We start from the raw sequence: 14030 nt of genomic DNA, 5'->3' as shown, positions 1-14030 counted from the left end.
GTGCCTTCTTTCCTGTTTATGCGTAAATACGACCACAACGCCCACAGTGGGGTGAATCGATGATCGCACGCAGTCGACAGGTGGCCCTGGCCCTGACCGTCGCCCTCGCCGCGGGCGCCGCCTGTCAGGCCCGCAGCCACGAACCGAGCGGCCATGGACGCCCGGCACCGTCCGTGGTCGCACCACGCGGCTTCACACTGGTCGCTTCCGGCGACGTCGTCCCGCACAGCTCGATCATCGACCGGGCCCGCTTCGACGCCGGCGGCAACGGCTACGACTTCCGGCCGATGCTCGCGGGGATCCGCTCCGTCGTCTCCCGCGCCGACGTGGCCCTGTGCCACATGGAGACCGTGTACGGGGCGAACGGCGAGTACACCGGCTACCCCACCTTCAAGTCCCCGCCCGAGGTCGCCCCGGCCCTCGCCACGACCGGCTACGACGGCTGCTCCACGGCCTCCAACCACACTCTCGACGACGGCGCCGACGGCATCCGCCGCACCCTCGACGCCCTCGACCGCGCGGGCGTCCAGCACGCCGGTTCGGCACGCACCGAGGAGGAGGCCCGCGCCGTGACGGTCCTCCGGGCGGGGCCGGCGAACGTCGCCCACCTCGCCTACACCTACGACACCAACGGCATCCCGCTCCCCGACGGGCAGCCCTGGGCCGTGAACTTCATCGACGAGGCCAAGGTCCTCGCGGACGCCCGGGCCGCGCGCGAGGCGGGCGCCGACGTGGTCGTGGTCTCCCTGCACTGGGGCACCGAGTGGCAGGACGCCCCCGACGAGCGGCAGCTGACCCTGGCCCGGAGCCTCACCGCAGCGCGCAGCGGGAGCCGCCCCGACATCGACCTGATCCTCGGCACCCACGCGCACGTCCCGCAGGCCTACGAGAAGGTCAACGGCACCTGGGTGATCTACGGCATGGGCGACCAGATCGCCGGCGAGATGACCAACCACCAGGGCGCCCGGGACCCGCGCGGCAACCAGTCCACCCTCGGCCGCTTCACCTTCGCCCCGCCCGCACGGCCGGGCGACCGCTGGGAGGTCACGAAGGCCGAGTTCGTCCCACAGCTGTTCGACGTCGACGCCGGCCGGGTCGTCAACCTCAACCGGGCGATCGCCCAGGGCGCCGGCGTGCAGGCCGTCCGCGACCGCATCCGCGACATCGTGCTCAGCCGGGGCGCGGCCGAGGACGGCCTGGTGATGGGGGAGTAGGCCGGCCGGGCCGCCCGGTCAGCGCCGCGCCAGCTCCGAGCGCCGGTAGGAGTACGCGAAGTAGATCAGGAGCCCGATCGCGAACCAGACGGCGAACCGCACCCACGTCTGCCACTGGAGGAAGGTGATCAGCCAGATCGAGAAGACGATGCCCAACGTCGGCACGACCGGCATCCAGGGCGTACGGAACGTGCGCGGCAGGTCCGGCTGCCGGTAGCGCAGCACGATCACCGCCGCGCACACCACCACGAACGCCAGCAGGATCCCGATGTTGGTCAGCTCGGCCGCCTCGCCGATCGGCAGGAACCCGGCGATGGCGGCCGACGCGACGCCCACGATCCAGGTGACACGCGTGGGCACGTGCCGCGTCGGGTGGGTCTTCGCGAACCACTTGGGCAGCAGCCCGTCACGGGACATCGAGAACCACACCCGGGTCACCCCCAGCATGAACGTGAACATGACCGTGAGGATGCCGATGATCGCGCCCACCGCGATGACGTCCGCAAGACCGCTCAGCCCCACCGACTTGAACGCCGTCGAGAAGCCGCTCTCCTTGTCGATGTCCTTGTAGTCCTGCATGCCCGTCAGCACCAGGCAGGCCGCCACGTACAGCACCATCGAGATGATGAGCGAGTAGATGATCGCCTTCGGCATGTGCCGCTGCGCGTCCTTGGACTCCTCGGCCGCCGTAGACATGGCGTCGTAGCCGAACACCGCGAAGAACACCGTCGCCGCGCCCGTGAACGCTCCGCCCACCCCGTAGGGGAAGAACGGGTTGTAGTGCGCCGTGTCGATGTGGAACACGCCGACCCCGATCACCAGCAGCACGACCAGGACCTTCAGCACCACCACGACCGTCTCGAACCGGGCGGCGTTCTTGATGCCCAGGGTCAGCAGGTAGGCGATGAGCAGGCACAGCAGCGCCGCGAACAGATCGACCCGGTGCCCGTCGCCGGTGCCGGGCGCGCCCAGCATCCAGTTGGGCAGGTCGGCGCCCATCTCACCGACCAGGAAGCTGAAGTAGCCCGAGATGCCGATCGCGACCACCGCGACGATCGCCGTGTACTCCAGCAGCAGGTCCCAGCCGATGAACCAGCCCGCGAGCTCGCCGAGCACCGCGTAGCCGTAGGTGTAGGCGGAACCGGCCTTCGGGATGAGTCCGGCGAACTCGGCGTAGGACAGGGCGGCCGCGGCGCTCGCGACGCCCGCGATGAGGAAGGAGACGAGCACGGCCGGACCCGCCGTACCGTTGGCCACGGTTCCCGCGAGTGTGAAGATGCCCGCGCCGATGATGCCGCCGACCCCGATGGCGGTCAGCTGCCACAGCCCCAGCGACCGTTCCAGCTGGGTGCCCTTGCCGACTTCCGTCTCCTCGATCTGCTCGATGGGTTTGCGACGGAGAATCCCTTGACCCATCCGGAGCCCGGCCATGCGTCTCACCTCTTCGCGATCGGCAAACGGCTGATGGCGGATCATGATGGCCCAGGTGTCCCCATGACGGAAGACGCCGCGCAGGCTCCCCGCCGCCTCACGGGGCCACGGCGTAGCTCAGGTCGTGCGCGACGAGGGACACGGGCTTCAGCCGCAGCCACACCGTCCCCCGCTGCGCGGGATCGTCGTACAGGTAGTGCACGAAGCGCTCGTCCCACCGCTCCTCGTCCACGCCCAGATAGCGGACGAGCTTGCGCCGGCCCCGCTCGACACCGAACGGCACGAGTTCGGCCCGGCCCCGCGCGATCACCTGCCGGACCAGCCCGGTCGCCAGGTCGCACTCGTCCACCACCAGCGCGACCTCGGGATCGACCCGCACCCGGTCGAAGAGGCGGGCCCAGGGCCCGGTCAGCACCCAGAAGGCGCCCTCCTCCCACAGGAACCAGACGGGGCGCACCGTCGGCCCGTTGGTGGCGAGGCGTGCGGTGAGGGGAAGGCGCAGAAAGGCATCCACGTCGAAGGCGCAAGGAGTCATCGCAGCATCCTCGGCCCCTCGCAACCTCGTGCCCACCGACCGGAGACCTAGGACCTGGGACCTCCTACGGCACCACCGTCACCGGCCACCGCCCGGCCTTCACCAGGCGCACCGCCACCGATCCGACGATCCGGTGGCCCGCCTGCTCGGACGCCCCCACGACCACCGCGTCCGCCTTGAGGTCGTCCGCCGCCTTCACGAGGCCGCTGAACGGGTCGCCGCGGAACGTGTGGAACTCCCAGCGGACCTCGAATATCCCCTTGAGCCGCTCGGCCGCGTCCCGGATGTACGCCACCAGGTCCTCGGCGATCTCGTCGGTCGTCTCGGCCACCGGCGCCCCGAGCGCCGCGCCCGCCGCCAGCACCGGCTGCACGTACACCACGGCGAGCAGCGCGTGCTGGCGGCGGGCCAGGCCGGCGGCATAGGCCGCGGCCCGCAGGGACGAGTCGGAGCCGTCCACCCCGACCACGATCACCTTCGGCCCGTCCGTGCCCCGTTCGAACTGATGGGAGTGCTGTTCCGTCACGCCGCGAGGCTATCGGAGGACACAGCTCCGGCTCTCCGGCGGGAGTTGTTCGAGGGGCGACACGACGCGGGTGTTCCTGCACTTCGCCGTCTTCCGCTCCGTGTTCGAGGAGGGCGCCCGCGCCTCCTCTGCTACGCGGACGCCGCCTCGCTCGCCCGCGTCGGACTCGCCCCGGGCATCGCCGAGGGCTTCGTCTCCGTACCGTCGATGCGCACGTTGTGGGGACGGGCAACAGGGCACCCGAAGGGCGGACAGCGGCCCGCCACCACCGAGGGGCTGCCGTCACTGGCGGCGCTCGGCCTCGCCGGAGGGGACGGGACCGAGCCCGCCGACCCCCTCTCCGGCCTCTTTCGACCAGGTCCGGATCCGGCACCGCAAAAACCACGACGTGATGCTCGACCTCGTTCGCGAACTCGTCCAGGGCGCCGCGACCGCCGCCTTCGGCACGCCCCGTGGCCCACAAGGACGGCGAGGATTACGACATTTCCGGCGGTGGCCCGTCAGGACCGTCTACGGCGCCATCAGCGAGGCCTGGGCGACGAGATCCACCCGGGCACCGACATCGGGACCCCCAAGCGGTTGTGCGACGGCGCGGGGGTGCCGTACACCGCCGACGACGGCCATGGCGACGTCGTCCTGGAGATGCGCCGAACGCTGGGACCTCGTCGCCCTCGGCGCCGAACCGGGCACGGCCTGCTCGGCGCTGACCGACCCGTCGAGCAGCGCCGCCGCCTCACCGCCCACTCCCTCCTCGCCGCCGGGGTCACCGGACTGACGATCCGGGAGACCCTGCCGTTCCCCCTGGTGCGCCGCCGCTGACCCTTCCGCGTGAGCCGTTCGGGTGAAAACGCGCCGCCGCACCGGTGTTGCTCAGGTGCGTCGGCCCTCAGCCGGGCGACTGATGAGTCATGAAGAGGGATCAGTTGCTCACCCGCCGCCGGTTGTTGATCGCGGGCACCGGCGCCGTGGGAGCGGCCGCCACGGCCGGCGTGCTCACGCCGGTCACCGGGGACGGCCCCGCCGAGTCCGCCCCGGCCGCGGGGCCCCAGACCCGCCGCCCGCCCCACTCCTCCGCGTACCGTCTCCAGCCTCTGACCGGGTACGGGCCGCCGCAGGCCGCTCCCCGCCGGACCCTGGTACGCCGCGAACCGTTGCTGCGCGTCTCCGGCCGCGGCCGCACCATGGTCCTGACGTTCGACGACGGCCCCGACCCCCGCTACACCCCGGCCATCCTCGACACCCTGGCCGAGTACGACGTGCGCGCCATGTTCTTCGTGTGCGGGGAGATGGCCGCCGACAACAAGGTGCTGCTGGCCCGGATGGCCGACGAGGGCCATGTCGTCGGGAACCACACCTGGTCCCACCCGCTGCTCACCCGCCTCACCCGCCGGCAGATCCGCTCCCAGATGGAACGCACCTGCGATGTCATCGAGGAGGCCTACGGCGAGCGCCCCGAGTGGTTCCGCGCCCCCTTCGGCGCCTGGAACCGCGCCGCCTTCCAACTGGGCGCCGAACTCGGCATGGAACCCCTCGCCTGGACGGTCGACACCCTCGACTGGACCACCCCCGGCACCCGGTTCATCGTCGACCGGGTCGAGAACGGCGCCGCCCCCGGTGTCGTGGTGCTCTCGCACGACGCCGGGGGCGACCGCTCGCAGAGCGTGCGGGCCCTGCGGCGCTATCTGCCCGAACTGCTGGACTCCGGCTACCACGTCACCGTGCCCCGGCGCGTCTAGGGGTGACACATGCCGTCGGGCCTTCGCCCGCCCGGCCGGGGAACGCTCAGCGCACCTCGACCAGGCGGGCGAAGGCGACGACGTTGCCCTCGTAGCCGTTCTGCTTGGAGAAACCGCCGCCGCAGGTGATGACCCGCAGTTCCGCCGCCCCCTTGGAGGCGTAGACACGGTCGCCGGGGAAGTTGTCCTTCGCGAACACCTCGATGCCGTAGATCTCGAACACGGCGGTCTTCGCGTCCTGCCGGGCGACCTCGACGCGGTTTCCCTTCTTCAGGGCGCCGAGTCCGTAGAACACGGCGGGGCCCTGCTGGTTGTCGACATGGCCGACGACGACCGCGGTTCCCTTCTCGCCGGGGGTGACGGCGCCGGTGAACCAGCCCGCCAGGTTCGGGTCCTCCGGGGGTGGCGCGCCGACCCAGCCGTCCGCGTCCAGGCCCACGGGAATCATCGGCGCGTCGACCTGGATCGCCGGGATCCGGACCCGGTCCGGCAGGGCGTAGGGGAGGGGCTTGACGGCCCCGGCGAAGGTGGCCCCGGGCACGCGGCTGTCCGCCGCGGCCGCGGTCGCCGGCTGTGGCGGGCCCTCGTCGAATTCCCCCGAACCATTCCGGATGAGCGCGAGGCCGGTCAGCAGAACCAGCGCTATCACGCCCCAGGGGGCGCGCTTCTTCCGTCGCGCCTCCTCTTCCGCCTCGGCCAGCTCGGACGCAGACATGGGCCATCCCCTCTCGACGCGGCCGTCGCCGTGTCGTTCGCGCATACCAGAACGCTAAGTGCCGCGCGCGAAACCGGCGACGGGGCTGGAGCGAACGGGTGGCGCGGGGCTGTCCGGGGTGGTCACGGGCTGTCCGGGGTGACCGGAGCCGTGTGGTGCGCCATCCGAGTTGCCGCCGCGAGGAAATTTCTGACGGTCCGTGACCTGCGGCGATATCCGATTGCGCGGTTTTCCCGCGGTGCCTTCTCTCACCAGGACGGACCATTCCCGAAATGCGGGTCCGCGCAGAGCAACTGACTGTCTTTCTGGGAGGCGCTTTCTCGCCGATCGACCGGGGACGGGTCCCGGGGCGTCTTCCGCGGAGGTTCACATGCGTAACACTCGTGCCCTGGCGGTCGCCGGCGCCGCGGTCGCCGCCCTCGGCCTCTCCGCCCCCGCGGCCGTCGCGTGGGACACGCCCAGCAACATCGTCGCCCTGCCCAGCGTGATCGCCCGCGGCGGCCAGCTGACCATCACGGTCGACGGCTGCCGCCACGGTGGCACGGCTACCTCCAACGCGTTCACGATGCCGGCGAGGCTCTCGCCCATCTCCGGCGCCAAGGAGACGGCGAGGGGCACCGCCACCATCAGGAACGACGCCCGCCCGGGGCCGTACGACATCACGGTCAGGTGCGACAGCAGAAGTCTGACCAAGCCCCACGCGTTCACCGTCATCGGCGGTGTCCGCGGCGGTGTCGGCGGCAGCAGCACCACCGGTGCGACCCCGACCGACATGGCCATCGGCGGTGGGCTCGTGGCCGCCGCGGTCATCGGCGGCGGGGTGTTCTGGATGCGCCGTCGCGCCGAGCGGCGCGTCTGACGCCTCGCTCCACACCCCTTGGAGACCTTGCTCCTTGGACGCCTTGCTCCATGGACGCCTTGCTCCTTGGACTCCTTCGACGAGCCGCCTCGCACGTGAACGGTCTTCGCCCCGGATCCCTCGATTGGATCCGGGGCGAAGACCTGTGCGGTGCGCGGGACCGACCGCTCAGCCGGTGTCCTCGTCGGTGCGGCGGCGGGCGAGGTGGTACGCCGTGCCCAGTGCGCCGGCGATCAGGGCGGCCCCGAGGCCCATCTCCTTGAGGTCCAGGCCGCCGAGGGTGCCGCCCTCTCCCGCGTGCACGCCCTTCGACGGGTGGCGGTGGTGGCGGGTCGGGTGGTGCGCCGGGTGGTGCGCCGGTTGGTCGCCGGCGATGGTCAGGTGAGCGGTGCCGCTCGACCCGTCACAGAAGAACTCCACGTCGTACACGGCGCCGGGCCTGGCGTCCGCGTCGACTCTGGCCGGCGCCGACGACTTCTCCGGCGGGATGGCGACCGCGTCGAAGACCGGTGAGGATACCTCCGCCTCCCCCTCGCACGCCGCGTTGCGCTCCACCCACAGCGTGACCTGGGCGTCCGCCCCGACGGTGGAGGGCTGGACGCCGAAGTCGAAATCGGTCCGGACGGCCGCGTCGGCGGCAGGCACGCAGGAGGTGAGGGCACCGACGCCCAGCAGTACGGCCGAGGCCGAAGCGACGCATATCGCGCGCATGGTGAAACCTCCGGGTCCCCGAGGAGCAGCCGCGGACCTGTTCCGCTCGCGTCGGAAATGCACCTCGATGCCGGAAACGCTAAGAACGCGTGCAGGGCGGCGCGATCGCAGTAGCGCGAATGGGTCACACGTGTGGGCCGCCAGGGGGAGTGCCGTTGAGCGACCGGGGGGCGGCGACGGTGTGTCGCTCGCCCCCCGGCCCGGTTCCGGGGGCCGTCAGTCCCCGGCCCCCGGGAAGAGGTTCAGGAAGGGTTCCGCCGACGCGGTCACGCCCCTGCTGTAGGGCGAGTCGAAGTCCCAGATCAGGAACAGCAGGAAGGCGATCAGCGCCGAGAACAGCCCGGCGAGGACCAGTTCCCGCGTCGTTCTGCGGATCTGGAGGGCGAAGATCATCCCGATGGTGACGACGGCTCCGGCGATCAGGCCGAACCACACCACGCCCGGCATGGTCTCCCCGGTCGACTCCGCCCGGGCGATCCGGGCCTGGCTGGCCGCGGTCACCTGGTCGATGAGCGGCTGGTAGGCCTGGGCCTCGAAGTCCGTCTTCGGTTCGTAGTCGGTGACGTCCTGGCGGACGCGCTCGAAGAGCTCACCGCCGCGCTCGGTGACCTGGCCGTGGTCGGCCATGGTGTCCCACTCGGTGGTGACGACATGGCTCACATAGGCATGGATGTCGTCCCGGATGCGGTCGCGCACGTCGTCCGGGTACACCCGGACCCGCTCCGAGATCTCGTACAGCGCGGTGGCCTCCGCCTGGACGTGGTCCTGGGCGGCGCTGCGCCCCTCCCACACGCCGGCGATCGCCAGACCCAGGACGATGGCGTACACCACGCCGATCCACATCGTCATGTACTCGATGACGTCCGGGGTCTCGCTGGGGTCCTCGTCGTCGGACGCCGTGCGGTGGCGCACGACGGTGATGACGACCACTACGACACAGGCGGCCAGCATCGCGAGGGTGAGAACAAGCCATTCCGGCAAGAGATGCCTCCAGAGCTTCAGGGATCAGCGCGCGCGCAGCGCGGCGACGGCGACCACCGCGGGCACCGTGACGAGCAGGACGAAGGTGAGCGGCGACATGGTGTGGCTCGCCGGTCGTGGCCGCGGCGCGGCGCGGTACCGCGGATAGCGCACGGGCGTCGCGGACGGACGCGGCGTGGGCTTCGCCGACGGCTTCGGAGCCGGGGCGGGGGGCGGGGGAGGTACCGGTCTGGGAGCCGGCCGGGGCGGTGGCGCCGGGCGTGGCGGGGGCGGCGGAGACGGAGGCGGCGGCTCCGGTCTGGCCGTGGGCGTCGGTTCCGGGGGTGGGGGTGAGGGTGGCGGTGGTGTCGGGTCCGGCTTCGGCGGGGGCTTCGGAGTCGGCTTCGGCGGTGGCGGCGGCTTCGGCGGAGGGGGCGTCGGGGTCGGCGTGGGCGTGGGGGTCGGTGTGGGTGGCGGCGGGCACGGCGGCTTCGTCGGCCAGGTCATGCTTCCGGCGACCGCCACCGCCTCCGTGCCGTCCGGCCCCGTCCAGGCGTACGCGCAGGCGTCGGCCACCGCCACTCCGGACGGTGCGCCGACCAGTGCCCAGGTCAGCGTCGCCACCGCCAAGGCCCTTGCGGCGAGGGCGGATTGAGTCGATAGGGGTCCATGCACGACGAAGATCATGAGCCTTGTGCCGCCGGGACGTGCCGGAGTGCAAGAGGATTGCCCCGAAAGAGGGATTTTCAGGTGCCGCGGGTTTGCCGGACGGTCACCCGTGGCCTTTCGACCCGTACCCGTGTGCGGTGACGAGCGGCGGCCGTCACGGGTTCCGGAAAGAAATTTGGCCGGTGGTTGAACACAATCACGCCTCCCGTGCGTACTCATGGCCGTGCGGCGGCGCAGCAGGGCGCTGCAACACCCTTGCGATTATGGGGAGTTGACGATGAAGACCTCCTGGCGGAGCGCCTCACTCGTGGCGAGCGCCGCGGCGGTCCTGGCGCTGACGACGGCGTGTGGTCAGGACAGCCCTCCGGCGGCCAGCCAGAACGTGGGTGCCTCGGCGGCGCCCGGGGACTACGGAAGCATCGGCACCGGGAACGGAGTGGCCGGCACCGCCGGCGGCCAGCAGGCCGCGCCGAGCCCGTCCAGCCCGTCCAACCCCGCGGGCAAGCTGTCCGTCGCCACCGCCGAGGAGGTCGGCAAGGTGGTGACCGACAGTCTGGGGCTCACCCTGTACCGGTTCGACCAGGACACCGAGCAGCCGCCCAAGTCGAACTGCGACGGCGACTGCGCCAAGACCTGGCCGCCGGTGCCCGCCGACGACGCCGAGGCCGGCGAGGGCATCGACAAGGCGCTGCTCGGCTCGGTCACCCGGGCCGACGGCACCAAGCAGCTGACCGTCGGCGGCTGGCCGGCCTACCGCTACGCCAAGGACGTCAACGCCGGTGACGTCAAGGGCCAGGGTGTGGGCGGCAAGTGGTACGCGCTGGCCCCCGACGGCAAGAAGGCACAGGGCGGCGGCGGGGCCGGCAGCGCGGGGGCCGAAGCGCTGCCCGGGCTGTCCACCCGCAACGACCCGAAGCTCGGCGAGATCGTCGTCGACAAGAACGGCATGACCGTCTACCGGTTCAAGAAGGACGAGGCCTGGCCCAAGCCCGTCTCCAACTGCACCGGCGAGTGCCTGGAGAAGTGGCCGCTCGTGGAGCCCGTCGACTACGCCGACACCAAGGGCATCCAGGAGAAGGGCTACATGATCTTCGATCGGACCGACGGCAAGGGCAAGCAGCAGACGATCAACTGCTCGCCGATCTACACCTTCGCCGGTGACAAGGCTCCCGGCGACACCAACGGCCAGGGCGTCGGCGGCACCTGGTACGCCGTGCGGCCCGACGGGAAGCTGGTCGGCGCGTCGGAGAAGTAGAGAAACCTCCCCAGGGTTGATCATCTCGTCCACCCGACGGAGCCGACCCGGTCCGCCCCTCCGTACTCCACGGAGGGGCGGACCGTTTTGCCGTGCTCGGACACTGTTCGTCATATGTTCGAAGGGCATGCGGGCGGGTATCAATTCGGCACGTGCCGCAGGCAGTGACCGGGAACGGATGGTCAATTTCCGTTTCGGGTCGCTCCATTGGCGGGCGATCAGTAGCCTCTGCTCGAACACCGGATCGCCTACGCCTTGGAGAGATAGATGGAGCGTCCCGCCTGGGCCCCACGGAGCATCGACATCTCGGTGCCCAGCATCTCCCGGATGTACGACTACTACCTGGGCGGATCGCACAACTTCGAGGTCGACCGGGAAGCGGCCCGCAGGGCCATGGAGTTCATGCCGGGACTCCCCAAGATCATGCAGGCGAACCGGGCGTTCATGCGCCGCGCCGTGCGGTACGCGGCCGGCCAGGGCATCAGCCAGTTCCTGGACATCGGCTCCGGCATACCCACCTTCGGCAACGTGCACGAGGTGGCCCAGTCCGCCCGCCCCGGCGCCCGCGTGGTGTACGTCGACCACGACCCGGTGGCCGTGGCGCACAGCCAGGCGGTCCTCGAGGGCAACGACGACGCGGACATCGTGGCCGCGGACCTCCGCAAGCCCCAGGAGATCCTGCGCAGCCACGAGGTGGAGCGCCTGATCGACCTGAATCAGCCAGTGGCGTTGCTCCTCGTTGCCATACTGCACTTCGTGGAAGACGAGGACGACCCGTACGGGGCGGTGGCCGAACTGGGCGAGGCGCTCGCGCCCGGCAGCCTGCTCGTGCTCACCCATGCCTCGTACGAGGGCGTCCCGCTGCCACCGGAGCGGGCCGGGGGCGCGGTGAACGTGTACCAGGACATCCGCAACCCGCTGATCATGCGCTCGCGCGAGGAGATCGCGCGGTTCTTCAAGGGGTACGACATGGTGGAACCCGGACTGGTGGCGATGCCGCGCTGGCGGCCCGACACCGCACCGGAGGACGAGGATCCGTACGCGTTCTCCGGTTTCGCGGGCGTGGGGCGTACGGCGTGATCGCGGAACCCGACGGGCCGGAGGACAGACTCCGCCGGTTCGCGACGATCTGGAGCCGGGCCGTCTTCCCGGTGACCTCGACGTCGTCGACCCGGCCGGAGTTCGAGGAGCAACTGCTGCCCCTGGCCCGGCGGTTGAGCGAGGCACTGCTGGCCCGGGCCTTCGACGCCGACGCGGGCAGGGCGGTCGGCGCCGCCCTCGTGGACGCGCACTGCACCGACCCGGAGGCGCTCAGCCGCTCGCTGGACTGCGTGGACGCCTACCTGGTCCTGTACTGCGGCGGCGACGGCGACCAGGAGGACCTGCGGGCGCGCTCCGCACGCCTCCAGCACGCGATGGCCGCCGGGTTCGCGCAGGCGCTGCGCGAACGGACCCTGGCCGAACAGGAGGCCATCGCCCAGGCCGCCCTGAAGGCGCAGGGCGTGGTGGCGCAGGCCCTGCACGCCACCGAGGCCCGCTTCCGCGCGGTCTTCGAGGGCGCGGCCATAGGTATCGGCATGGCCGACCTCGAGGGCAACATCCTTCAGGTCAACGGCGCGCTGCTGCGCATGTTCGGGGTCTCCGAGCAGACGATGCGCAGCCGCAACGTCATGGAGTGGACCCACCCCGACGACGCGCCGCAGACCTGGCGGCTCTACGACGAACTCGTGCGCGGCGAGCGTGAGCACTACCACGTGGAGAAGGCGTTCTACCGCCCTGACGGAACGGTCCTGTGGACCAACCTGACGGTCTCCCTGCTGCGGGACGCCGACGGCAGCCCGCAGTACCAGCTCGCGCTCATGGAGGACACCACCGAGCGGCGGCTGCTCAACCTGAGGCTGCGCTACGAGGCCACGCACGACGCGCTGACCGGGCTGCCCAACCGCACCTTCTTCTTCGAGCGCCTGGAGAAGGCACTGGGCGCCGGGAAGGGCCAGCGGTTCGGCCTGTGCTACCTCGACCTCGACGGCTTCAAGACCATCAACGACAGCCTCGGCCACGCGGCCGGCGACCGGCTGCTGGTGGAGGTCGCCGACCGGCTCCAGTCCTGCGTCACCGCGCCGGGCGAGATGGTGGCCCGGCTCGGCGGCGACGAGTTCGTGGCACTGACCACGGGCCCCGACACCCAGCGCGAGGTCGACGAGCTCGCCGCCCGCATCATGAACGCGCTGCTGGCGCCGATCAGCGTCGACGGCCGGGAGCTGACCGTGCGCGGCAGCATCGGCATCGTCGAGGGCCCGGCCGGCGAGCGCAGCCCCGCGGAGGTGCTGCGCAGTGCCGACATCACCATGTACCGGGCCAAGTCGGCGGGCGGCAACCGCTTCGAACTCGCCGACCCGGAGGCGGACGCCCGCGCCATCACCCGGCACGGGCTGACCACGGCGCTGCCGACGGCCCTGGAGCGGGGCGAGTTCTTCATCGAGTACCAGCCGCTGGTCCATCTCGGCGACGGCAGTGTGCGCGGTGCGGAGGCCCTGGTGCGCTGGCTGCACCCGCAGCACGGGGTGCTCGGCCCGGACCGGTTCATCCCGCTCGCCGAACACACCGGGCTGATCGTGCCGCTGGGCCGGTGGGTGCTGGAACAGTCCGTACGGCAGGCCCGTGAGTGGCGGGAACTGCACGGGGGTGTCGAGGCCGTGGGTCCGCTGCGGATCAACGTCAACCTGTCTCCCTGCCAGTTGACCCACCCTGGTCTGGTCCAGGACACCGTCGACATCCTGGAACGCACGGGCATCGAACCGGACGCGCTCTGCCTGGAGGTCACGGAGTCGGCGCTGATCGGCGCGGACGACGATCTGCTCAAGCCGTTGCGCCGGCTGGCGGAGATGGGCGTCGACATCGCCCTGGACGACTTCGGTACCGGCTACTCCAACCTCGCCAACCTGCGCCGCCTGCCGGTCAGCATCCTGAAACTGGACCGCTCCTTCACCCAGGGCATGCAGCAGTTCCCGGCCGACCCCGTCGACCTCAAGATCGTCGAGGGGATCGTCTCACTCGCCCACAGCCTGGACCTCGCGGTCACCGTGGAGGGCGTCGAGACAGGGGCCCAGGCGGAACAACTCCGCATACTGGGCTGCGACACCGCCCAGGGCTGGTACTACGCCCGCCCGGGCCCGCCGGAGAGACTGCACGAACTGGCCCTGGCGGACGCGACGGGATGAGGCCGGGTCGGTCGCTCGTGGCCTGTGGGCTGGCGTCGGTCCGGGGGTGGTCGGTCACGGTGCGACCAACTGGCTGATGTCGGCAACCGGCGGGCGGGCCGGTCGCTCGTGACCTGTGGAGCTGGTGTCCGTCCGCGGTAGGCCGGTCCCCGTTCGACCAATTGGCCGAAGTCGATCGGCGGGGTGTCTGTCACTGTG

The 14030-nt window shown here is 71.2% G+C and carries 14 protein-coding genes and 1 pseudogene; 8 read left to right on the top strand and 7 right to left on the bottom strand.

All coding sequences use genetic code 11. The annotated features are described in order from the left end of the window. Nucleotides 1-59 precede the first annotated feature (59 nt). Nucleotides 60-1214, top strand: a complete 1155-nt coding sequence (locus tag GTY47_RS04995) for a CapA family protein (protein WP_029180983.1) — start codon at nucleotides 60-62, stop codon at nucleotides 1212-1214. 18 nt (nucleotides 1215-1232) lie between these two features. Here GTY47_RS04995 and GTY47_RS04990 read toward each other — a convergent pair whose 3' ends face one another. From GTY47_RS04990 to GTY47_RS04980, 3 genes are all read right to left on the bottom strand, one after another. Next, nucleotides 1233-2645, bottom strand: coding sequence for an amino acid permease (locus GTY47_RS04990; protein ID WP_010037278.1), 1413 nt, complete (start codon nucleotides 2643-2645; stop codon nucleotides 1233-1235). A 97-nt stretch (nucleotides 2646-2742) separates the two neighbouring features. Beyond that, on the bottom strand, nucleotides 2743-3180 hold the full coding sequence (locus GTY47_RS04985; RefSeq protein WP_010037275.1) for a pyridoxamine 5'-phosphate oxidase family protein: 438 nt from the start codon (nucleotides 3178-3180) through the stop codon (nucleotides 2743-2745). Nucleotides 3181-3244: 64 nt separating this feature from the next. Then, the gene (locus GTY47_RS04980) at nucleotides 3245-3706 is read right to left on the bottom strand and encodes a universal stress protein (RefSeq protein ID WP_010037274.1); all 462 of its coding nucleotides are present in this window, start codon (nucleotides 3704-3706) and stop codon (nucleotides 3245-3247) included. 379 nt (nucleotides 3707-4085) lie between these two features. On the opposite strand from GTY47_RS04980, the pseudogene lysS reads away from it, so the two are divergent. Continuing rightward, nucleotides 4086-4525, top strand: a pseudogene (gene lysS / locus GTY47_RS40125) (lysine--tRNA ligase); the annotation flags it as partial. An 89-nt stretch (nucleotides 4526-4614) separates the two neighbouring features. Then, nucleotides 4615-5442, top strand: coding sequence for a polysaccharide deacetylase family protein (locus GTY47_RS04970; protein ID WP_029180982.1), 828 nt, complete (start codon nucleotides 4615-4617; stop codon nucleotides 5440-5442). A gap of 46 nt (nucleotides 5443-5488) precedes the next feature. On the opposite strand, the gene GTY47_RS04965 is transcribed toward GTY47_RS04970, so the two are convergent. Beyond that, on the bottom strand, nucleotides 5489-6157 hold the full coding sequence (locus GTY47_RS04965; RefSeq protein ID WP_010037271.1) for a class F sortase: 669 nt from the start codon (nucleotides 6155-6157) through the stop codon (nucleotides 5489-5491). A 370-nt stretch (nucleotides 6158-6527) separates the two neighbouring features. Here GTY47_RS04965 and GTY47_RS04960 point away from each other — a divergent pair, with 370 nt between their 5' ends. Continuing rightward, a complete protein-coding gene (locus tag GTY47_RS04960) occupies nucleotides 6528-7016 on the top strand; it encodes a hypothetical protein (protein WP_010037268.1) in 489 nt (162 codons plus the stop codon). Nucleotides 7017-7184: 168 nt separating this feature from the next. Here GTY47_RS04960 and GTY47_RS04955 read toward each other — a convergent pair whose 3' ends face one another. The 3 genes from GTY47_RS04955 to GTY47_RS41565 form a co-directional block, all read right to left on the bottom strand. Continuing rightward, entirely contained in the window at nucleotides 7185-7727 is a 543-nt protein-coding gene (locus GTY47_RS04955; RefSeq protein ID WP_010037266.1) for a hypothetical protein, read from the bottom strand. A gap of 216 nt (nucleotides 7728-7943) precedes the next feature. Beyond that, complete coding sequence (locus tag GTY47_RS04950; RefSeq protein WP_010037263.1) at nucleotides 7944-8678, bottom strand: DUF4239 domain-containing protein; 735 nt, start codon at nucleotides 8676-8678, stop codon at nucleotides 7944-7946. 54 nt (nucleotides 8679-8732) lie between these two features. Next, nucleotides 8733-8861 (bottom strand): hypothetical protein, encoded by a 129-nt coding sequence (locus GTY47_RS41565; RefSeq protein WP_267880838.1) that lies wholly within the window; start codon nucleotides 8859-8861, stop codon nucleotides 8733-8735. 151 nt (nucleotides 8862-9012) lie between these two features. Between GTY47_RS41565 and GTY47_RS40665 the strand changes: the two genes are divergently transcribed. The 4 genes from GTY47_RS40665 (at nucleotide 9013) to GTY47_RS04930 (ending at nucleotide 13832) form a co-directional block, all read left to right on the top strand. Then, nucleotides 9013-9342: a hypothetical protein gene (locus GTY47_RS40665; protein WP_197709805.1), complete on the top strand. Its 330-nt coding sequence runs from the start codon at nucleotides 9013-9015 to the stop codon at nucleotides 9340-9342. 291 nt (nucleotides 9343-9633) lie between these two features. Further along, a complete protein-coding gene (locus GTY47_RS04940; protein WP_010037259.1) occupies nucleotides 9634-10611 on the top strand; it encodes an SCO0930 family lipoprotein in 978 nt (325 codons plus the stop codon). Between the two features lie 267 nt (nucleotides 10612-10878). Then, on the top strand, nucleotides 10879-11691 hold the full coding sequence (locus GTY47_RS04935; RefSeq protein ID WP_010037256.1) for an SAM-dependent methyltransferase: 813 nt from the start codon (nucleotides 10879-10881) through the stop codon (nucleotides 11689-11691). After that, nucleotides 11688-13832, top strand: a complete 2145-nt coding sequence (locus tag GTY47_RS04930; RefSeq protein ID WP_010037254.1) for an EAL domain-containing protein — start codon at nucleotides 11688-11690, stop codon at nucleotides 13830-13832. The genes GTY47_RS04935 and GTY47_RS04930 overlap by 4 nt, the downstream gene beginning before the upstream one ends. Nucleotides 13833-14030: the final 198 nt, after the last annotated feature.

This window comes from Streptomyces sp. SID5464 (assembly GCF_009862985.1).
Classification (GTDB): Bacteria; Actinomycetota; Actinomycetes; order Streptomycetales; family Streptomycetaceae; genus Streptomyces; species Streptomyces chartreusis_D.
Note: the sequence above shows the minus strand (reverse complement) of the source record. Positions and strands in the feature narration are given on the sequence as shown.